This is a genomic window from Lentzea rhizosphaerae (genome assembly GCF_042649515.1).
Lineage (GTDB): Bacteria > Actinomycetota > Actinomycetes > Mycobacteriales > Pseudonocardiaceae > Lentzea > Lentzea aerocolonigenes.
The window spans coordinates 338,329-357,966 of the sequence record NZ_JBHRZI010000017.1 but is presented as its reverse complement, the minus strand read 5'-3'; the positions used below and the strand labels follow the sequence as shown (position 1 = coordinate 357,966).

Sequence of the window (19,638 nt, the reverse complement as noted above, 5' to 3'; positions counted from 1 at the left end):
CCTTCTAACGGGTGGCGGGCAGCCGCAACGCTTGCTTGGCGACGGGGTCGAGCGTCTGGTCGCCCGCGCCGCCGGACCACACCACGAACGCGAGCTGCACGTGGCTGCCCTTCAGCCTGCTCGCGAACGCCGCGTTCTCCAGCGGTTTGCCGTCGAGCCCGTTCACCCCGCCCGATCCCGGCTGGGCGACGACCGAGTGCAACGCCTTCGCGCTCGGCGCGTCCAGCAGATCCAGGTCCACGACCATGACGCTCGCCTGCTTGTCCTTGACCGTCGTCTCGTAGGTGGCACGCAGGACCTCGCCGCACTCGTTCGCGATCAGCCACGCCTTGACGTCGCCGAACGCCGGTGCCTGGCAGTCCTTGTCCTTCTTCATCTCCTTCGGCACGAACGTCGTGCCGTCGACGACCACCGTCGTCGGCTGCGTCGTCGACGGTGCCGGCGTCGCGTCGGCCGGCTTGTCGTCGCCGGGCAGCGCGACCAGCAGCCACACGAGCAGGATCAGCGCGACCAGCGAGCCCGCCGTCACGTAGAGCCAGGGCAAGCGTTTGCGCGGCACGAGCGGCTTGGCGTTGACCTTCGGGATGAGCATCGTGCTCGCCGACGCGAGGTCGGGGGAGACCGCGTCGCTGAAGCCCTCGGCGAGCAGCGACCGCGCCTCCGGTGGCGTGCCGGTGTTCTGCAGGATCGCGAGGAGCTTCACCGCGTGGTCCGCCGTGCACGGCACCGTCGACGTCGCGAGCTCGCGGGCGGCGGAGAGCACAGTGGACGGTTTGGGGTGCAGCACCCGCACGCCGCGGTTGAGGTCGACGGTCGGCTGCACGACCTGGCTCACGAACGGGCCGACCGCCACGACCGTGCTGACCGGCAGCGGTTCCGCGCGCATCGCCTGAATCCGTTGCGCCACGGCGGTCGCGGCCGCCACGGCCTCGGTCGCCGGGTTCGGCGCGCCGTCCTGGGAGACCAGGGGCCAGCCGTCGATCTTCCACTGGCCGCCGAGCGGGGCCTCGAGCTTCACCGCGGGATCGGGCAGGTCGACGCCGACGATCACCAGAACACCCTTGGGCAGCACGACGATCGCGTCGAGCGGCACCGGGCAGTCGGGCGGTTGCACGCCGGTCAGCGCGACGCCGCCGAGAACCCCCGTACCCGCGCCGCACGCCGTGAGGGCGGCACGGACGTCCGCCCCAATGGCCGAGGGTTCAGCACCCAGACGGATCAGCCGCACGAGTCCACACCTTTCCGCACGGGGGGACACGGTAGCGGTCCGGGGTCGGTCGACCGCATCCAGTCGAGACGTTGCGTGACACCCGTCACCGATAAGTGGATCACTCGTTAGTTGGATTGCCTGCCTATGTTCACGGAGGGTCCATGTTCAAACGCGCCGCCCTGCTCGCTGTAGTGCTCGTGGCCGCCTCTACCCCTGTCGGGGCCGCCCAGACGGCATCCACGGTGTACGTCCACGGCACTGATCTCACCTCCGCCGAGAGCGCGGTGGAGGCGGCCGGTCTGCAGAAGCTCACGAGCTTCCGCAAGATCGGCGTCGTAGCCGCACGCGGCACGTCGACACAGATCTCGTCCGCGCGCGCCAAGCCGGGCGTCACGAACGTCGAGATCGCGAAGCCCGCCAAGTTCCTGGGCTCCTCCGGCACCGTCGCCACGCGCAGCCGTGAGGCCCAGCAGGCGTCCGGGCTGACCGGTGCCGGCGTCTCGGTCGCGGTGATCGACTCCGGGGTGGACCCGACGCACCCGGCGTTCGCCGGCGGCAAGATCGTCCGCAACCTGAAGAGCCTCTGCGCCGCTGACGGGTCGACGGACACCAGCTGCATCGTGCCGGTCCCGAACTTCGTCGACACCGACACGACTTCGCTGGGTGGCCACGGCACGCACGTCACCGGCATCGCGATCGGTACCCCGTACCAGCTCGCCGACGGCACGCAGGTCGGCGGTTCGGCGCCGGGTGCGAAGGGCGTCGTGATCTCGACGGGTGCGGCGATCCTCATCCTCGGCGCGGACGCCGCGCTGAACTGGGTGCTGGAGAACCACAAGGCCCCGTGCGGCGCCGGTGTGCCCGCCGCGACGTGCCCGCCGATCAAGGTCATCAACAACTCCTATGGGCCATCTGGCGGCGGTGCGTTCGACCCTGCCTCCGTGACGGTCAAGCTGCAGCGGCAGCTCGTGGCCGAGGGCGTCGTCGTGGTGTGGGCGAACGGCAACGACGGCGGCGACGGCTCGACCAGCCTGTCCAACCCGCCCGGTCAGGACCAGACGCCCGGCGTGATCTCGGTGGCGTCCTACAACGACCAGGGCACAGGTACTCGTGACGGCGCGCTGTCCGACTTCTCCTCGCGCGGTCTCGCGTCGAACTCGGCCACGTGGCCGGACATCTCGGCTCCCGGTGAGAACATCGTGTCGGCCTGCCGCCTGTACCTGCCGATCTGCGCGACCGGCCTGCAGCCGCAGAACGGCCCTGGCCTGCTCGATCTCGGCACGTACAACACGATCAGCGGCACGTCGATGGCGGCTCCGCAGATCGCCGGCATCGTCGCACAGTTGTTCGGGGCCAAGCCTTCCGCGACGCCCGCCGACATCGAGCGCGCGCTCAAGTCGACGGCCCACAAGTACGGCACCGGGTACACGCCGGTCGGCCCCTACACCTCGTCGTTCGACAAGGGCACGGGTCTGGTCGACGTTGTCGCCGCGGTAAACGCGCTGTAGATCACGATCACGCATCACTCGGCCGGGGAGATCGGGACTTAAGACCTGTATCTGCCCCGGTCGGGTGATGATCGAGCTGGTTCTTATGGCGGACATGCCTCAAGTCGAGGCAGAATGCAGCAAGCGGGCTTTCACGGTGATCACCTCACTCGGCAAAGGCGTAGGGGAAGACGTCCCTCGTCGAGTAGCGGAGGTCAGCAGTGAGCACCCGTGGCAGCACCAGTGGCGTGGTCTACGTCCACTCGTCGCCGTCTGCGGTCTGTCCGCACGTCGAGTGGGCGATCTCGGGCACCCTCGGTGTCCGAGTGGACCTCAGGTGGGCAGCGCAACCCGCGGCACCAGGCCAGTTGCGCGCTGAATGCGCGTGGACCGGAGACGCCGGCACCGGCGCGAAACTCGTGGCTGCGCTGCGCGCGTGGCCAATGCTCCGTTTCGAGGTGACCGAGGAACCGTCCCCCGGTCAGGACGGCGAGCGCTTCTGCTTCGCTCCCGTTCTCGGGCTGTGGCACGCCCGCACGTCGGCCAACGGTGACATCGTGGTCAATGAGGATCAGCTTCGTGCTCTCGCAGCCAGATCCCGTGGTGGTGAGTCCTTCGCCCACGGCGTGGACGAGCTGCTCGGCGCGGCGTGGGACGACGCGCTGGAACCGTTCCGCCGCGCAGGAGACGGCGCGCCGGTGACCTGGCTGCACCGCGTCGGCTAATCCTTGTCTTCGGCGCGAAAAGCACGTTGGGGCCGTTAGATGGCCGAAACGTGCTTTTCGCGCCGTTACTGGCGGCGTGCGATCACCGGAGGACGAGGCCGTTGCCGCGCCTGCTCGTACGCGCCGCGTAGTTCTTCTACGACCTGGTCCGGTTCCGTACGCAGGCGTGACGGGACTGTGTGCACCACGATGATTCCGGCAGCAGTCATTCGGTTGTGCCGCTTCAGTGTCTTCGCGTAGTCCTCGGGCCTGAAGTGGTACTCGTACGAGTCGATCTCCCAGGCGAGCCCGACGTCGTCGAGCCAACCGTCCGGTGTGGCCAAATGAGAACCGTTGGACAGGAACAGTTCCTGGTTCCACCGCATCCTGTCGAAGCCACTGCGAAGAGCGAGTTCTCTGGCCCAGGACTCAGCCGGGGACCGGATGCCATCGATCAGTTCCCGAAGAACTTTGCGGGGCGCTGCACTGCCTCGGCACGAACCAGCGTCCAGCTCTCGGAGCAAGGCTGTCGGCGTGACGCGGCCGTTTTGAATCGGCTCCGCCAGCAACGACCGGATCTGGTCCATGTCTTTCAACCGGCGTGCGGCGTCGAGCACGCACCGCTCAATCGGTGCGATGGGGAAGCCGTCCATCCACTGCGGCTGTGGCAGCCGGAAGGTGCGTTCGACGAGTACGAAGTCGTGGCTCGCCGGCTGATGACCGTCGTGCACCAGGACGTGGACCTGGGTAGTGGACGGTCCACGGGTCAACCCGTACAACTTCGTTCCGGCGAGCCCTGTGACCAGGGAAGGGCTTCCACAGTAGCGCAAGGCTCCGTCGACTCGTTGCGTCCAGCTAGCAGAGCCGTTGCTCAGCAAGATCACGCCTGGCAGCAGTCGCTGCCACGGGCCGCGTTGCTCACATCGATTCGAGATCGTGCGGGCGGGAACGCCGAGCTCCAAGAGTTCGCGGACCCTGAGCACACCTCGTGGCGCGGCTTCGTCCACCGTTGTCCAGTCTACTTTGGATCGTTTGGGCACGAGGTAACTGTGTCAGCGATCCGCGGGTTGTCGAAGCGTGATCTGCGAACCTGTGGACAACTCGCGATCTTCACCCGGTCGGGGATGGCGCGAAAAGCACGTTCGGGCCATCTATCGGCCCGAACGTGCTTTTCGCGCCAAAAGTGGGTCCCGCTACCGTTTGGGTAGCGGGGTTTCCTCGTGGTGCGTGGGATCCCAGGCCAGCATGAGCTGCCCGTAGAGAGCTGACGTCTTGAGCAGGTGCTCGTGGGCGCCGAGCAGCGGCTTGCCGCCGTCCATGACCAGCACGCGGTTCGCGCGCAACGCCGAGCTCAGCCGGTGCGCGATGACGACGAGAATTCCGTCCCTTCGGGCAAAAGCCCGTTCGACGCGGGCCTCCGCGGCGGGGTCGAGGTGTGAGGTCGCCTCGTCGAGGATCACGACGCTCGCGGACGTCACGTAGACCCTCGCGAGTGCCAGGAGCTGCGCCTCACCGGCGGAAAGTCCTTCGCCCGCGTGGCCGAGCGTCGCGTCCAGACCGCCGAGCCTGTCCAGAAGTGGTTCGGCACCGACCTTTTTCACCGCGTCGGTGAGATCCTCGTCGGTCGCGCACGGCGCGAGCAGCGCCAGGTTCTCCCGCACGGTGCCGGTGAAGAGGTACGTCTCCTGCGGGATCAGCGCGATCGCGTGGTGCCTCACCGCGGGAACGACCTGGTCGACGGGGGCGCCGCCGAACAGGACGTGGCCGGAGTCCGGCGGCATCAGGCCGGTGAGCAGACTGGCCATTGTGGACTTGCCGATGCCGGACGGGCCGACCACGGCCAGGTGGTCGCCGGGCCGCAGGTCCAAAGACAGGCCGCGCACGACCGGTTCCGCGTCGGGACTCCAGCCGAACGTGACGTCCCGCAGCACGAACTCGCCGTTGGACGGGACCTCGTCGCCCGCGTCGCCGGTCGAACGCGGTGCGGCTTCCTGGAGTCGCTTGAGTGCGACCATCAGGCGCATCACGACGGTGCTGGTGGTGCGCGCCAGACCGTGCAGCGCCGGGTTCACGCTGTTCGTCAGGTACACGACCGCCGCCAGCGCCGCGCCCGTGGTCAGCCGGCCGGAGGCGACGAGCGGCGGAGCGAACGCCACCAGCAGCACGATCGGGGCGAAACCACCGATCGCGATCACCGTGGCGCGCAACGAGTTCGCCCACGCCACGACGACGGTCGCCCTGGCCTGCTGGTCGACCTGGTCCGCGATGTCCCGCAGCGCCTCGGTCTCCGCGTGGCACGCCGCCACGTCGCGCAACCCGCTGAGCACCGAGCCGGTGGCTTCCGCGGTGCGCTCGTCGGCCATCACCGCGTCGCGTTGCCGTTTGGCCAGCGACGGCAACATGAGGGCGAACAACACCAGCGCGACCAGGATCGGCGCCACCACCAGCCAGATGAGCGCGGTGGCCGTGGTCGCCAGACCGACGAGCGCGGCGACGGTCGTGACCAGCAACGCGCGGGCCTGGATCAGCACGCCCGCGGTGGCGTCGCGGACGACCTCGACGTGCCGGGTGATCATGGCGACCGCGCTGGCGTCCGGCGTCCCGCGGTGGGACGGGTCGCCCAGCACACCGCTGACGATCCGGGTGACCAGGGCGTCGCGCATGGGTTCGACGACGCCGCCGAGCCGGGCGAACACCTGCCGCTGACCCAGGGCGCCCGCGACGGCGAGTCCCGCGAAAGCCAGCAGCCACAGCACACCGGTCGTCGGCTTGCCCGCGGCGAAGCCCTGGTCGACGGCAGTGCCGACGAGCCTGCCGCCGAAGAAAGCAGGGATGCCCTCGAGCATCGACCAGCCGAGCAGGATCAGCACACCGCGGCGGTGTCCTGCCAGCGTGGAGAGGTAGAAACGCATCACTCGCCCCCGGTGAACACGGCTCGGTAGTCGTCGTCGTCCCACAGCTCCCGGTGCGTTCCCGTGCCGCGCACCCTGCCGTTCTCCAGCCACACCACCAGGTCCGCCCGCGCCGCCGTCGCCGGGCGGTGGGTCACGACCACGCGCGTCCTGCCGGACAGCACCGTCGTGATCGCGGCGTCCACTTTGGCCTCGGTCACGGTGTCCAGACTCGCGGTCGCGTCGTCCAGCACGAGGAGCTCCGGATCTCGCACGATCGCCCGTGCCAAGCCGATTCGTTGCGCCTCACCGCCGGACAGCGGTGCTTCGGCGACCGGCGTCTCGTAGCCCTGCGGCAAACGGATCAGCACGTCGTGCACCTGCGCCGCGACGGCCGCGTCCCGCACCTCGATCGCACCGGAATCCGTTCCATAGCCGATGGAACGGCCGATCGTCGTGCCCAGCAGCGCCGGACGTTCGAACGCGTACCCGACCTCGCCGTCGCGCAGCACCTCGCCGGAGTCCACAGCGGACAGTCCGCCGAGCACGGCGGCCAGCGTCGACTTACCCGCTCCGGAGCTGCCGACGACCGCGCAGAACACGCCTGCGGGAACCACCAGGTCGACGTCGTGCAGCGCGCCCTCGACGGTGACGCCGCGCAGTTCCAGTGCGGCGCCGTGCCGGGGAGCCGCGGACGCCGGACGTCCGGTGATCGGGGTGTCCAGGACCTCGGCGATCCTGGTCGCGGACGCGCGGGTGCGTTCCAGGACGGTGAGCTGGGGCAGCTGGCCGACGATGCCCATGCCGAGCGCGGTGTAGCCGAGCGCCGCGAGCACGTCGCCGGCGGTCAGCCTGCCTTCGAGGATGCCGAAACCGGCGGCGACCAGCACGGCCAGCTCGACAGCCGGCAGCAGCAGTCCCGCCCGCCACATCATCTTCGCCTGCGTGCGCCACATGCCCGCGCCCGCCGCGGCGAGGCGGGGGAGCGGGTGCAGCACCCGTCCGGCCTCACGGCTCGCGATGCCAGCCGCGGCGATCGTGCGCTTGCCGGACACCGCGTCGAGCAGACGGGCCGAGATCTCACCGGAAACCTGCTGGTAGGCCAGCACGTCGTCGGCGGTGAGCTGCATGTGCGTGCGGACCAGCAGCATCGCGAGCGGCACGCTCACCGCGAACACCGCGGCCAGCCGCCAGTCCAGCAGCGCCAGGGCCACGATCGAACCGACCGAGGACACCACGGTGATGATCAGGGACATCAGCGTGACCACGACGCTGCCCGCGTTGCCGCAGTCGCCGGTCACCCTGCTCACCGCGTCACCGGCGGCGAACGGGGACGGATGGCCGAGCGCGAGCAGGTGCCGGGAGAGTTTTTTCCGCAACCACGCGGTCGCGCGGGAGGTGATGCTCGCGGCGAGCACGATGCCGATGGCGTCACCGACGATCTCGGTGGCCGCGAGCAGGAGCAGCCACAGGACCGTGACCAGCACGAACTTTCCGCTCAACGCCATGTCCACGGCGCTGGCGAGCGCCGTGGGGATCAGCAGGCCGCCGGTGGTCGCCACGGCGGCGTTGAGGAGCAGGAGCCACGGGCGGAAGTCGCGCCGGACCGCGGAGAACAGCAGGACGTCACCGGGTTTGGCCATCGGCTGTTCCTCCGGAGGTCGTGAGGGCGCATCATGAGCGAGGGCCCGACAGCTGGCCGGCTGCCGGGCCCTGCAGTTGGCGGGTGAGCGGCATACTTCGCCTATGCCGCTCACTCACCGCGGTGTTTCAGTTGAGGCGATGTCAGCAGGCCAGCAGGCTGACGGTGGAGTGCGAGCACGGGAGCAGCAGCGACGCGTTCGACGCGGTCGTGGAGCCGCCACCGCCGCCGCCACCCGACGCCATCGCGTTGCTCGGGGCCTCGGGGGTGTCCAGGTCCTGCATGTCAAGGATGAAACCCATGACAGTCTCCTTCTTCGAGGGATCTTTCGGGGGTTACTGCTACCGGTCCTGGAGGACCGGGGTCTGTGTCCTTCCCAGGAAGGGAAGGGGTGGACGGTCGTCCACTGTGGACGCGATGGCGAGCAGGACGCCCGCACCGCCGGTGTTGAGGTCCATCGACAGCCGTCGCAGCTGGACGCCGGGGAACGCGAGCCCGCCGCCGTAGCGCACGGCGTGCCATCCCAGCGCGGTGAGGTGCCGCTGGACTGAGCGTTCGAGCTGGTCGTCCGGCGCGTGCCTGTTCGCGTGGGCCAGGGTCGCCATCAGTCCGGCCCGGCCGAGCGTGAACGCGGGCTGGATGACGAACTCGCCGGTGCAGCCGCTGAGCAGGCCCGGAAGTTTCTCGACGCACGGCCTGTCCGGTGCGACCGCGGCGAACTCGGTGAGCACCAGCGCGATGCCGGCGCCGCCGATGCCGACGTACGGCAGTGAGCGGAAGGTGCCGTCGCGCACCTGCAGTGAGCCGTCCAGCGCCACCATCGTCTCGGCGAGGTCGCGTTCGAGCGCCTGCTCGGACAGCCGCAGCCAGCGTCGTTCCTCGGTGTGTTCGAACATCCGCAGGAAGAACAAAGCGGGACCCGACCAGCCGTGCATCAGGCCTGCCTTGGCCTTGTCGCCCGGTGGCGGCACGTCGGCGAGCTGCTTCGCGAGCCGATCGGCGAGGGCTTCCGCCTGCGCCGCGTACCCGTCGTCGTGCCGGGTGTCCGCGAAGTGCAACAGGTTGAGACCGATGCCGGACAGGCCGGCGCTCAGCCCGTGGTCCTGGGTGGACGGGAGCAACGCCGCGTAGCTCTCGACGATCTCGGACGCGATGTCGTGGTGCCCGAAGTTCTCCAGCACGTGCGCGATGCCGTGCGCGCCGACGAAGAAACCGGGCTGCTTGGGCGGATCCCGGCGCAGTGCGTCGATCAGCCAGTCCTCGTGCTCCGGGAAACGACCCTCGCCCGCGACGTCGAGCGCGTGCAGCACACCGGCCGCGCCGAACCCGAAGCCCGCACCGCCGACCTCGAACTGCTCGATGTCGCCCGGGAAGAGCCGGTCCTGCCGTTGCGGCGTCGCGCTGTGCAGGATCGCCGTGGCGATCTCCTTGCGCACCACCGTCCAGTCGGGTTCCGGGTCGTCGAAGGCGGTGAACGCCGGGTCGGACGGAGGGTCGACGCGCGGCGTGAGGACGTCCGCGATCGACTGGCAGTAGGAGTCGGTGAGTCCGAACCGCTGCTGGATCACGTGCAGGTGCTGACCGAGCTTCGCGGGGGAGAGCTCGAGCACCGCGTTGAGCGGCAGGAAGATCCACAGCTTGAGCGCGGCGAGCGGGTACTCGTCGATCTCGAAGCCGTCGCGGTCCTGCGGCGCCTGGAATCCCGGCGCGCCGAGTGTGGGCCGGTGGAGGTCGTCGATCGTGGACGACAGCTCGAAGTCGATGAGCGAGACCCCGTCGTCGTCGTCGACCAGGATGTTGAGCGTGTGCAGGTCGCCGAACACGACCCCGCGCTCGTGCACCCTCGTCATCAGGGCTTCGATCCGGTCGATCAACGCCAGCGCCCGCGGCCGGTACTCGGCCAGCTGCTCGTCGGTGACTTCCTTGTGCGTCAACGGGTAGTTGTGGCCGAGCCACTGCCCGAGCGAACGCCCCGGCACGAACTCCATGGCCACGAACAGGTGCTCCCACTCGGTGAAGCGGTCGTACACCTCCGGCACGCCCTCGACACCGGCGAGCCGCGTGAGGATCTCGTACTCGCGCTCCAGCCGTGCCACGGCGTCGCGTCCCTCGCGGTCGAGGCCTGCGTGCGGCCGCGCCTCCTTGAGCACGACCTCCTTGCCGTCGCTCTTGCGCGTGGCCAGGTAGACGCCGCCTCCGTTGGAGAAGTGCAGCGAACTCCTGATCTGGTAAGGGAACTTGTCCGGGTCGCCGGCGTTGCGCTCGGCCAGGTGCGGCGCGAGGAACTCGGGCAGCTCGATCCAGTCCGGCACGCTGAAGACCGGCTTGCGCTTGTCGGGGACGAGCTCGCCGTCCGGGCCCTCGATCGCGAGCACCTGCTGCCCGTCGACCTCGAGCCACTGCTCGGAGAACCCGCCGTAGCGCACGTAGAGCGGTCCCTTGCCGTACCGCAGGTCGCTGAGGATGTAGGCGCCGTGCTCGCCGTCGAGGAGCGCCGCGAGCTCGGTGACGATGCTCTGCAGCTCCTCGGTGCTCTGCGGGTAGATCGTGATCAGCTTGCCGCTGCCCTCACGGGGCGCGTACTTGGAGTTGCGGGCGAGCACGATCGAGGCGGTCCGCAGGTATTTGAACGGGATGCGCCGTTCAGTGCAGTAGTCGTACGTCGCCTTGAGGACCTTTCCGGCGTTGTCCAGACCCGCCGAGACGTGCACCTTCCAGCCCTGCTTGGGCAGTTGCACTCCCCGGGGGTGCAGGTGCCGCCAGACGTTGCGCTCGGCCTGCACCCAACCGGCGGGCAGAGGCGGCAGCTCACGCGAATAGTCGTCCCCTGGGAGGTCGCTTTCGGTGCTGCTCTGCAGATCGTAGAACCGTCGATCTGCGAAGCAGAACGCCTCGTATCTGAGGTCCACCGAATTCCCTCCTCAACCGTTTTGCGTTTTCTTGGACGCCGCATATTCCCGCACAATTCGGCGCCTATGGCCAATCCGCCGTTCGAGTCATATGGGTAGCCCGTTCGTGGTCAAATGAGGGCTGGTTACCGGCGCGTATGTCACTGTTCGTGATGAGGTTTGGGACCATCTCACCCGCCTGCGAGGTTTGCTGAGTGGCGAGTCAGCCCACCTGTCCTGGGCTTTTTCTAAACGACACCGTATCGTTCTGCATGTGCTCAGGTCCGTGAGCTGGGCTATTCCAAGCGGATCTTGACGTATAGTTAGGGGGTAACAACCGTCGTATACGCGCCGTGTTGTGTAGTCTTTCCGGGTGAAGCCGTCATTGGGTTCCAATGCGTGTTTAGTGCGGCCGATCGGCGGTACGGACTCACCTGAACGAACCTATTCGTAGGATGAGATTGCCTCTCAACCTTTTATGTAGCAGTCATTGTCTTGCTACATGCAACTTGCAGTATTGGTGTTTAATGTAGTCTTTCGGGTGAAATTCGAGTTTCGATGTAACGGGACACGTTTTGTGAGCGGTCCTCTGCTGTCCGGCGTGTCGTGCGGCTAGGCTGCGTGCGTGGGGAGCGTGGCGAGCCGCTGGCTGGTGCCGGCCGTGGTTGTGATCACCGGTGCCGCGGTGGCGGCCGGGATGGTGGGGCGGACCGTGTACTCGCGGCCGGCCGAGGCGAAGGGGGCGCCGGCTGTTCCGTCCTCGTCCGTCGCCGGGCCGTTGCCGGGGTCTGCCGAGGTGCGGTTGAGTCCGGACTCGTTCACACATCCGGACCGGACTTCGGTGCAGACGGTGCTGCAGAAGTACTTCGACTCGATCAACGACCGGGATTTTTCGGCTTGGCGGGGTGTTGTGTCGGCTCGGCGGGGGTCGGCTACTGGGGAAGCTGCTTGGGTTTCCGCGTATGAGACCACTCGGGATGGTGGGGTGGTGGTGCAGCGGATCGAGTCCGATGTGGTTGCTCGGCGGTTGCGGGTGTTGATCTCGTTCGTGTCCACTCAGGAGGTTTCCAAGGCTCCTGTCGCGCTGCCGGAGACGTGTATTCGGTGGCGGGTGGTGTATGTGATGGTGTGGGAGGACGGGGAGTTGAAGGTGGACGAGGCGCCGGAGAACCGGAACCCGCAGATGTCGAAGTGTTGAGGTTGCCTCTGCTCGCGTGTGATCGGTTCCCTGTCCCCGTCCTGCCCCTGAAAGCACAACGCCCCGGTCCGCTTTCGCGGGCCGGGGCGTGTGGGTGGAGCTGGGTGTGGCTAGGCCTGGGTGAAGGCCAGGGCCACGTTGTGGCCGCCGAAGCCGAACGAGTCGTTCACCGCGGCTTCCAGCTTGATCTTGCGTGGTTCGCCTGCCACCACATCCAGCGTTACGGCCGGGTCCAGGTTCTCCAGGTTCAGAGTCTGGGGGACGATGCCGTCGCGGATGGACAGGACGGTGACGATGGCTTCCACTGCGCCTGCTGCGCCCAGGAGGTGGCCCAGGGCGCCCTTCGGGGCGGTCAGGACCGGGTGGTCGCCGATCGCCTTGCGGATTGCCACGGTTTCTGCGACGTCGCCCACCGGGGTGGAGGTGGCGTGGCAGTTCACGTGGCCCACGTCGGCCGGGTCGATTCCGCCTGAGCGCAGGGAAGCTGCGATCGCGCGGGACTGACCGACGCCCTCGGGGTCGGGGGCGGTGATGTGGTAGCCGTCGGCGCTCGTGCCGATGCCTGCCAGGCGGCCGTAGATCTTGGCGCCCCTGGCTTCTGCGAACTCACGGCGTTCCAGGACCATGACTCCCGCGCCTTCGCCGAGGACGAAGCCGTCGCGGGCCGTGTCGAACGGGCGCGAGGCCTTTTCCGGCTCGTCGTTGCGGGTGCTCATGGTGCGGGCCTGCGAGAAGCCCGCTACCGGGATTGCCGTGATGCACGCTTCGGCGCCGCCTGCCACGACCACGTCGGCTTCGCCGGACATGATCATGCGGTAGGCCCACGCGATGGCCTCTGCGCCTGACGCGCAGGCGGAGACCGGGGCGTGGACGCCTGCCTGGGCCTTGAGTTCCAGGCCCACGTGGGCTGCCGGGCCGTTCGGCATCAGCATCGGGACGGTCAGGGGCGACACCTTGCGCAGGCCCTGCTGTTCCAGGAGGTCGTCCTGGGTCAGGAGGGTGATCGCGCCGCCGATGCCCGTGCCGATGATCACGGCCAGGCGCTGGCGGTCGACGGTGTCGTCGTTGTGGCCGGCGTCCGCCCACGCCTGGCGGGACGCCACGATGGCGACCTGCTCGGAGCGGTCCAGGCGCCGTGCTTCGACTCGGGGGAGCACCTCGGTCGGGTCGACGACGAGCTGTGACGCGATCTTGACCGGCAGGTCGTACTTCTCGACCCAGTCGTGGGTCAGGGGGCGGACCCCGGATTTGCCGGCCAGGAGCGCGTCCCAGGTCGACGTGACGTCACCACCGAGCGGGGTGGTGGCACCCAGCCCGGTGATGACGACCTCGATGCCGGAAGTCACTTGTTGCTGGTGATGTAGTTCACCGCGTCACCAACGGTCTTGAGGTTCGCCAGCTCGTCGTCCGGGATCTTCACGCCGAACTTGTCCTCAGCCTGGACGGCGATCTCGACCATCGACAGCGAGTCGATGTCGAGGTCGTCCACGAAGGACTTCTCAGCGGTGACGTCGTCGGCGGCCACACCGGCGACCTCTTCGACGATCTCGGCAAGACCGGACAGGACGTTGTCGCTCACTGAAGTTCCCTTTCGATTGAAACGATGGAAAAACCGGGGGCACTCACGGGCACCGGACCACCTGTCCCGCGTAGGACAGGCCTGCGCCGAAACCGACCATCAGCACCACGTCTCCGCTGGAGATCTCGCCCGTCGCCCTCATGTGGTCCAGTGCCATGGGGATCGAGGCCGAGGAGGTGTTGCCGGATTCGACGATGTCTCGAGCGACCTTCAGGTCCTCGCGCGCACCATTGTTCCGCAGGCGCTTGGCGATCGCTTCGATGATCCGCAAGTTTGCCTGGTGCGGGGCGAACACGTCCACTTCGGACAGTTCGACACCCGCGAGTTCGGCGGCGCGGATCGCGACGGGCGCGATCTGGGTCGTCGCCCAGCGGAAGACCGTCTGGCCTTCCTGGTGGATGAACGAGTCGCGGTCGGTGATGGAGATGACCTCCGCCATGTCACCGGCCGAGCCCCACGCGACGGGGCCGATCTGGTTGTCGTCGCTGGCGCCGATCACGACGGCACCCGCGCCGTCCGCGAAGATGATCGCGGTCGAACGGTCGTCCTGGTCGGTCCAGTCGGTGAGTTTCTCCGAGCCGATCACCAGGACGTTCTTGGCGGTGCCGGCGCGGACCAGGTCCGCGCCGGTCGCGACGGCGTAGCAGAAGCCCGCGCACGCGGCGTTCAGGTCGAACGCCGGAGCTGCCTTCACACCGATCTTGTCGGCGACCTGGGCGGCGGCGTTCGGGATGGTCGACGGCATGGTGCACGTCGCGACGATCACGGCACCGATGTCGCCGGGAGCGAGGCCCGCGTCCGCGATCGCCTTGACGCCCGCGATGACCGCCATCTCGACGACGCCCTCGTCCTTGGCCGCGATGCGCCGGTTCGCGATGCCGACCCGGTCGCGGATCCACTCGTCGGACGTGTCCATGCGAGCGGCGAGGTCGTGGTTGCTCACCACGGTCTCAGGCTGGTAGCTGCCGAGGCCGATGATGCGGCTACCCGCACTTGCCTGCGGGGCGTGAAAAGGCACAGCGGTCGTCCCTGAAGAGGTCATTACTGCGTGGCTCCAACGGTGTCGAAGAGCTCCGCGACCTTCTCGAGCTGGTCGGGGGTCTTCAGGGCGAGGGTGGCGGTGCCCTTCATGGCACGCTTGGCGAGACCCGTCAGCACGCCGGCGGGCGGCAGCTCGACGGAACCGGCGATGCCCTTATCGACGAGGGTGGCCTGGCACAGGTCCCAGCGGACGGGGCTCGTGACCTGCGAGACCAGGCGCCGCAGCACCTCGGCGCCCTCGGTGACGACCTGACCGTCCTTGTTGGACACCAGCGGCAGCGACGGGTCGTGCGTGGTGACTTCGGCGGCACGCGCGCGCACTGCGTCTTCGGCAGGCGCCATGTACTTGGTGTGGAACGCGCCCGCGACGGCCAGCTTGCGGATCTTCGCCGGGCCGGGAGGGTTCTCCACGAGCGCGTCGAGCGCAGAGTGAGGACCGGCGGCGACGATCTGGCCGGCGCCGTTGCGGTTGGCGGGCACGAGCCCGAGCTCCTCCAGGCGCGCGAGCACCTCCGGCTCGTCGCCACCGAGCACCGCGGCCATGCCGGTCGGCTCCAGGGCGCACGCCTCGGCCATCGCGGCACCGCGCACGGCGGCCAGCGCGACGGCGTCGTCGGCGCTGATGACGCCCGCGACGGCGGCGGCGGCGAGCTCGCCGACCGAGTGACCGCCGACGAACACGGCGGAGGGCAGTTCGACGCGCTTGCGCAGCTCACCGAACGCGAGCACGGCGAGAGCGACGACGAGGGGCTGGGTGATCGCGGTGTCGACGATCTCGTCGGCCTCCGCGGTGGTGCCGAGACGCACGAGGTCGAGGCCCGTGATCTCCGACCACGTGCGCACCTGCTTCTCCGCCCCCTCCAGTTCGAGCCAGGGGGTGAGCATGCCGGGCGTCTGGGACCCTTGTCCGGGCGCGAGGAGTGCGATCACGTCGATTACTAAAGCTGGTGAACCCGCCGGTACCCCATGTCGTGAAGAACGAAGTACGGCGATCGTATTTGTAGAGACCCTACAAAAGTGTCGCGCAGGTGAACCAGCTGCGACGTAAGCCCAGCTCAGCGGCCGGTCAGATCGTTTGGCTCTCACCCTAACGGATGTGTGCGAAGTCCGTCACAGATCGTTCGCTACCACAGGCCCCGTGCGCGAGCAAGGCGTCCTACAGACAAAGCGACGCGAAGCACAAGCGCGTCTCGAGCGTCGTGTGCATTTCTTCCCGTCATTTCCTGAACGCGCCGAAGGCGATATCTGACCGTGTTCGGGTGCACGAACAGCCTTTTCGCGCACGTCTCCAGCACGCCGCCGACCTCCAGGAACGCGTCCACGGTCTCCAGCAGCGCGCCCCCGGCGTCCTCCAGCGGCCGCGCGACCCGGTCGACCAGCTGCCACTCGGCCTCGGGGTCACCGGCGAGCGCCCGTTCCGGCAGCAGGTCGAGGGACCGGACGGGCCTGGGCGCCGCCGGCCAGCCGACGACCGCGCGCAGTCCGCTCAACGCGTCGCTGGCGCTGCGGTGCGCCTCCGAGAGGCTCGGCACCGTCGGTCCCGCCACCACGGGCCCCTCGCCGAAGCCCTCGGCGATGCGGCCGAGCACGTCCTCGCCGGTCTCGGTCGGCCCGCCCAGCACGACCACGAGCCGGGATCCCTGGATCGACAGCAGCACCGGCCGTCCCGCGCGGGTGGCCTTGCTGCGCACCAGGTAGGTGATGGCCTGCGGGTCCTCGCTGCCGGGGTTGCCGACCAGCACGGTCGCCTCCAGCGCGGGGTCCCAGCCCAGCGCCGCGGCCCTGCTGAGCAGCGACTCCTCGGGGTCGCCGCGCACGATGCCGTCCACGACCAGCGCTTCGAGCCGGGCGTCCCACGCACCGCGCGCCTCGGCCGCCGCCGCGTACGACGTGGCCGCGGAGAAGGCGATCTCGCGCCCGTACCGCAGCACGCCCTCCAGCAGCAGCGCGCGTTCGGCCTCGTCCGCCGCCATCGCCGGCATCTGGTCCTCGAAGTGCTCCAGCGCGATCCGGACGAGCTCGACGGTCTGCCGCAGGCTCACCCAGCGGGAGATGTCCTTGGGGGCGCTGCGGAACGCGTCCGCGGTGAGCCGGATCGCCTGCTGCCGGTCGTGCAGCCACTCGACGAATCCCGCCACGCCGTTCTGGATCAGCAGCAGCACGCTCGCGCGCTGGTCCGCGGGCATCCGCGCGAACCACGGCAGCCGCTGTTCCATCGCGGCCACGCTCGCGGTGGCGAGCGAGCCCGACGCGCGCTCGATCTTGCGCATCGTGCGGGCGGAGAGGGTGGGCGGGTGCTCCTCCTTCGCCTGAGCTGCCTTCGTCATACCCGCAGCTTAAGGCTCTGGAGGTGACATCACCGGGACGGGTGACAGAACCGATGAAGCCGTTTGAACGGCCATACCTTCGGGCAGCAGAGGTCTTTTCGTGCGGCGCGGAGGTTTTCGTCTTGCCCAGGTTCCTGTCGTTCGTCCTCGGCGTGATCGCGCTCACCGCCACGGGCGTGAGCGCGTCGGCTGATCCTCCGGATCCCCTCGCCGAGTACCACGCCCAGCCGGTGAAGTGGTCTCAGTGCGGCGGGAAGCTCGCCGAGCTGGAGTGCGCCACGCTCGTCGCGCCGCTCGACTACGCCAAGCCGGCCGGTGACCGGATCAACCTGACGATCAGCCGCAAGAAGGCCGCGGCGCAGGACCGCAGGCGCGGGGTGCTGTTCACCAATCCGGGTGGACCTGGCGGCTCGGGTCTGGGCCTGCCGCTGTTCCTCGCCAAGTCCGAGCTCTCGCAGGTCTACGACGTGATCGGCATCGACCCGCGCGGTGTCGGCGGCTCGACGGCGCTGAACTGCCGTGCGGCGCCCGCGATCGCCGAGCCGGACTCACGGCCCGCGGACGGCGAGTTCGGCAAGTGGGCGGCCGAGGCGCGTGAGGCGGAGGAGGCGTGCCAGAAGTCGGCCGGCGGGATCCGGCAGTTCGTCAGCACCGCCAACACCGCCCGCGACATGGACGTCGTGCGGGCCGTGCTGGGCGAGGCGAAGATCAACTACCTGGGCTACTCCTACGGCTCGTATCTGGGCGCGGTGTACGGGACGCTGTTCCCGAACCGGCTCGACCGCAGCGTGCTCGACTCCGCCGTGCACCCGGAGTGGATCTGGCACGAGCAGTTCCGCCAGCAGGCCGTGGCGTACCGGCGCGGTGTCGAGGCGTGGGCGTCGTGGGTGGGGGAGCGCAACGAGAAGTTCGCGCTGGGCAAGTCGCGGGACGAGGTGCTGGCCGAGCTCGAGAAGGTCGCCGCGAAGCTGCACACCACGCCGATCGGTGAGCACAACCGCTCTTCCTTCGACGGCGCAGTGGGTGTCGGCTCCCGCTACCGTCCACTGTGGTCGGACCTGGCGTCGATCGTGGTCAAGCTGAGGTCGGGCGAGAAGCCGGAGAACACCGAGGGCGCCAAGGCGGGGCAGGTGCTCGCGAAGACCGGTCTCGACGAGCTGCGGTCCGGTGTGTTCGACACGGTCACCTGCGAGTCGGACTGGCCGACGGACCTGCACGTCTACTACGAGGACATGCGCACGTTCCGCGAGCGCTACCCGTTCGGCTTCGGCATCGTGCGGGCGGCGCCGATGACGTGCACGTTCCGGTCGTTCACCCCGCCGGAGGCGCCCGTGCGGATCGGCCGCAACGGCTACCCGGTCGGCGTCGTCGTGCAGTCCGAGGGCGACACGCAGACCCAGTACGCGAGCGGCCCGGCGATGGCGGAACGGCTCGGGCACAACCTGATCACCGTCGTCGACGAGGGCAAGCACGGCCTCTACAACGGTGGCAACTCCTGCGTCGACGGGAAGGTCAACCGGTACCTGATCGACGGGGCGCTGCCGGGCAGCAGTTCCGAGTGCTCCGGCGACCCGCGGCCGGACGTGCCGAAGGACGGTCAGGGCGGGGCGGCGCCGGCGTTGTCCGCGGACCGGATGCGGTCGTATCTCGACGGGCGCGGGCTGTCGGCGAGGCCGTAGAAATGTGGAAGAGCCCGCCACGGAGCGTGGCGGGCTCTTCCCTCTCCCCGGTCCCCACCGGTAGTTCCACTCTGGACTGTATTGAGACAAAAATCCACGTCAGCCACCCTTTCGTGTCACAGTGTCGAAGTTGTGGAGCGGTGTGATCCACGAAACGATCAACCGGTCGGATCTTCACTCACCGCAACTTCGTTCTAGGAGGGCCCGTGGGCTCGCAAATCACCGAGGGCCTGGGCCAGGCGTGGGCGATGGTGGCCACGTTCGTGCCGAAGCTGCTCGGCTTCCTGCTCGTTCTGGTCATCGGCTGGTTCATCGCCAAGGCCCTCGCCAAGGGTGTCCAGTTCCTGCTCAAGCGCATCGGCTTCGAGCGGCTCGTCGAGCGGTCGGGCCTGAGCGGCGCGATGCGGCAGTCGTCGATGGACGCCACCGGCCTGATCGCCAAGATCGTCTACTACTTCGTGCTGCTGATCGCGCTGCAGCTGGCGTTCGGCGTGTTCGGCGCGTCGAACCCGGTGAGCACGCTGCTCAACGAGGTCATCGCGTACCTGCCGCGCATCGTCGTGGCGATGGTGCTCGTGATCGTCGCCTCCGCGATCGGCACGGCGCTCAAGGGCCTCGTGACGGGCGCGCTGGGCCAGCGCTCGTACACGAAGATCATGGGCAACATCACCTACGGCTTCGTGATGGCGCTCGGTGTCATCGCGGCCCTCAACCAGCTGGGCATCGCCATCTCGGTGACCATGCCGGTGCTGGTCGCCGTGCTCGCCACCGTCGCCGGCGTGATCATCATCGGTGTGGGTGGCGGTCTGGTCCGCCCGATGCAGTCGCGCTGGGAGGGCTGGCTGAACCGCGTGCAGGACGAGGCGGCGGCCACCCGGTCGCCGATGCCGCGCGCGTCCCAGGAGATGCCGGCGAACGTGGGCGGTCGCATGGGTGACGCCCCGACGCCGCCGTCGGGCACGCCGATGTCCGACCAGTAGTTCCCGTCTCGT

The 19,638-nt window shown here is 68.7% G+C and carries 17 protein-coding genes; 5 read left to right on the top strand and 12 right to left on the bottom strand.

Features of this window, described 5'->3' with window-relative positions:
- Nucleotides 1-4: 4 nt before the first annotated feature.
- Complete coding sequence (locus ACFOWZ_RS23285; protein WP_382375765.1) at nucleotides 5-1,228, bottom strand: hypothetical protein; 1,224 nt, start codon at nucleotides 1,226-1,228, stop codon at nucleotides 5-7.
- Between the two features lie 143 nt (nucleotides 1,229-1,371).
- On the opposite strand from ACFOWZ_RS23285, the gene ACFOWZ_RS23280 reads away from it, so the two are divergent.
- Together ACFOWZ_RS23280 and ACFOWZ_RS23275 are read left to right on the top strand one after the other, a co-directional pair.
- Nucleotides 1,372-2,718: a S8 family serine peptidase gene (locus tag ACFOWZ_RS23280; protein WP_382375763.1), complete on the top strand. Its 1,347-nt coding sequence runs from the start codon at nucleotides 1,372-1,374 to the stop codon at nucleotides 2,716-2,718.
- Nucleotides 2,719-2,918: 200 nt separating this feature from the next.
- On the top strand, nucleotides 2,919-3,422 hold the full coding sequence (locus ACFOWZ_RS23275; protein WP_382375761.1) for a DUF3145 domain-containing protein: 504 nt from the start codon (nucleotides 2,919-2,921) through the stop codon (nucleotides 3,420-3,422).
- 65 nt (nucleotides 3,423-3,487) lie between these two features.
- Here ACFOWZ_RS23275 and ACFOWZ_RS23270 read toward each other — a convergent pair whose 3' ends face one another.
- From ACFOWZ_RS23270 to ACFOWZ_RS23245, 6 genes are all read right to left on the bottom strand, one after another.
- Nucleotides 3,488-4,018 carry a hypothetical protein gene (locus ACFOWZ_RS23270; protein WP_382375759.1) on the bottom strand — a complete coding sequence of 177 codons (531 nt, stop codon included), beginning with the start codon at nucleotides 4,016-4,018 and terminating at the stop codon, nucleotides 3,488-3,490.
- 576 nt (nucleotides 4,019-4,594) lie between these two features.
- Complete coding sequence (locus ACFOWZ_RS23265; protein WP_382375757.1) at nucleotides 4,595-6,313, bottom strand: ABC transporter ATP-binding protein; 1,719 nt, start codon at nucleotides 6,311-6,313, stop codon at nucleotides 4,595-4,597.
- Nucleotides 6,313-7,935 (bottom strand): ABC transporter ATP-binding protein, encoded by a 1,623-nt coding sequence (locus tag ACFOWZ_RS23260; RefSeq protein ID WP_382375755.1) that lies wholly within the window; start codon nucleotides 7,933-7,935, stop codon nucleotides 6,313-6,315. The genes ACFOWZ_RS23265 and ACFOWZ_RS23260 overlap by 1 nt, the downstream gene beginning before the upstream one ends.
- 142 nt (nucleotides 7,936-8,077) lie before the next feature.
- Nucleotides 8,078-8,236 (bottom strand): SapB/AmfS family lanthipeptide, encoded by a 159-nt coding sequence (locus ACFOWZ_RS23255; RefSeq protein WP_156094277.1) that lies wholly within the window; start codon nucleotides 8,234-8,236, stop codon nucleotides 8,078-8,080.
- 39 nt (nucleotides 8,237-8,275) lie between these two features.
- A complete protein-coding gene (lanKC, locus tag ACFOWZ_RS23250) occupies nucleotides 8,276-10,843 on the bottom strand; it encodes a class III lanthionine synthetase LanKC (RefSeq protein ID WP_382375753.1) in 2,568 nt (855 codons plus the stop codon).
- 591 nt (nucleotides 10,844-11,434) lie between these two features.
- Nucleotides 11,435-11,644: a hypothetical protein gene (locus ACFOWZ_RS23245; RefSeq protein WP_382375751.1), complete on the bottom strand. Its 210-nt coding sequence runs from the start codon at nucleotides 11,642-11,644 to the stop codon at nucleotides 11,435-11,437.
- Nucleotides 11,645-11,672: 28 nt separating this feature from the next.
- Between ACFOWZ_RS23245 and ACFOWZ_RS23240 the strand changes: the two genes are divergently transcribed.
- Nucleotides 11,673-12,020, top strand: coding sequence for a hypothetical protein (locus tag ACFOWZ_RS23240; RefSeq protein WP_382375749.1), 348 nt, complete (start codon nucleotides 11,673-11,675; stop codon nucleotides 12,018-12,020).
- 110 nt (nucleotides 12,021-12,130) lie between these two features.
- Here ACFOWZ_RS23240 and fabF read toward each other — a convergent pair whose 3' ends face one another.
- The 5 genes from fabF to ACFOWZ_RS23215 form a co-directional block, all read right to left on the bottom strand.
- Nucleotides 12,131-13,366, bottom strand: a complete 1,236-nt coding sequence (gene fabF, locus ACFOWZ_RS23235; protein ID WP_382375747.1) for a beta-ketoacyl-ACP synthase II — start codon at nucleotides 13,364-13,366, stop codon at nucleotides 12,131-12,133.
- Entirely contained in the window at nucleotides 13,363-13,599 is a 237-nt protein-coding gene (locus ACFOWZ_RS23230) for an acyl carrier protein (RefSeq protein ID WP_030465146.1), read from the bottom strand. The genes fabF and ACFOWZ_RS23230 overlap by 4 nt, the downstream gene beginning before the upstream one ends.
- 43 nt (nucleotides 13,600-13,642) lie before the next feature.
- Complete coding sequence (locus ACFOWZ_RS23225) at nucleotides 13,643-14,617, bottom strand: beta-ketoacyl-ACP synthase III (RefSeq protein ID WP_382375744.1); 975 nt, start codon at nucleotides 14,615-14,617, stop codon at nucleotides 13,643-13,645.
- A 23-nt stretch (nucleotides 14,618-14,640) separates the two neighbouring features.
- Nucleotides 14,641-15,570 carry an ACP S-malonyltransferase gene (locus ACFOWZ_RS23220; protein ID WP_382375742.1) on the bottom strand — a complete coding sequence of 310 codons (930 nt, stop codon included), beginning with the start codon at nucleotides 15,568-15,570 and terminating at the stop codon, nucleotides 14,641-14,643.
- Nucleotides 15,571-15,764: 194 nt separating this feature from the next.
- Nucleotides 15,765-16,967: a PucR family transcriptional regulator gene (locus tag ACFOWZ_RS23215; protein ID WP_382375740.1), complete on the bottom strand. Its 1,203-nt coding sequence runs from the start codon at nucleotides 16,965-16,967 to the stop codon at nucleotides 15,765-15,767.
- 122 nt (nucleotides 16,968-17,089) lie between these two features.
- Between ACFOWZ_RS23215 and ACFOWZ_RS23210 the strand changes: the two genes are divergently transcribed.
- Together ACFOWZ_RS23210 and ACFOWZ_RS23205 are read left to right on the top strand one after the other, a co-directional pair.
- A complete protein-coding gene (locus ACFOWZ_RS23210) occupies nucleotides 17,090-18,646 on the top strand; it encodes an alpha/beta fold hydrolase (RefSeq protein ID WP_382375738.1) in 1,557 nt (518 codons plus the stop codon).
- A 206-nt stretch (nucleotides 18,647-18,852) separates the two neighbouring features.
- On the top strand, nucleotides 18,853-19,626 hold the full coding sequence (locus ACFOWZ_RS23205) for a mechanosensitive ion channel family protein (RefSeq protein WP_382375736.1): 774 nt from the start codon (nucleotides 18,853-18,855) through the stop codon (nucleotides 19,624-19,626).
- The last annotated feature ends 12 nt before the right edge of the window (nucleotides 19,627-19,638 follow it).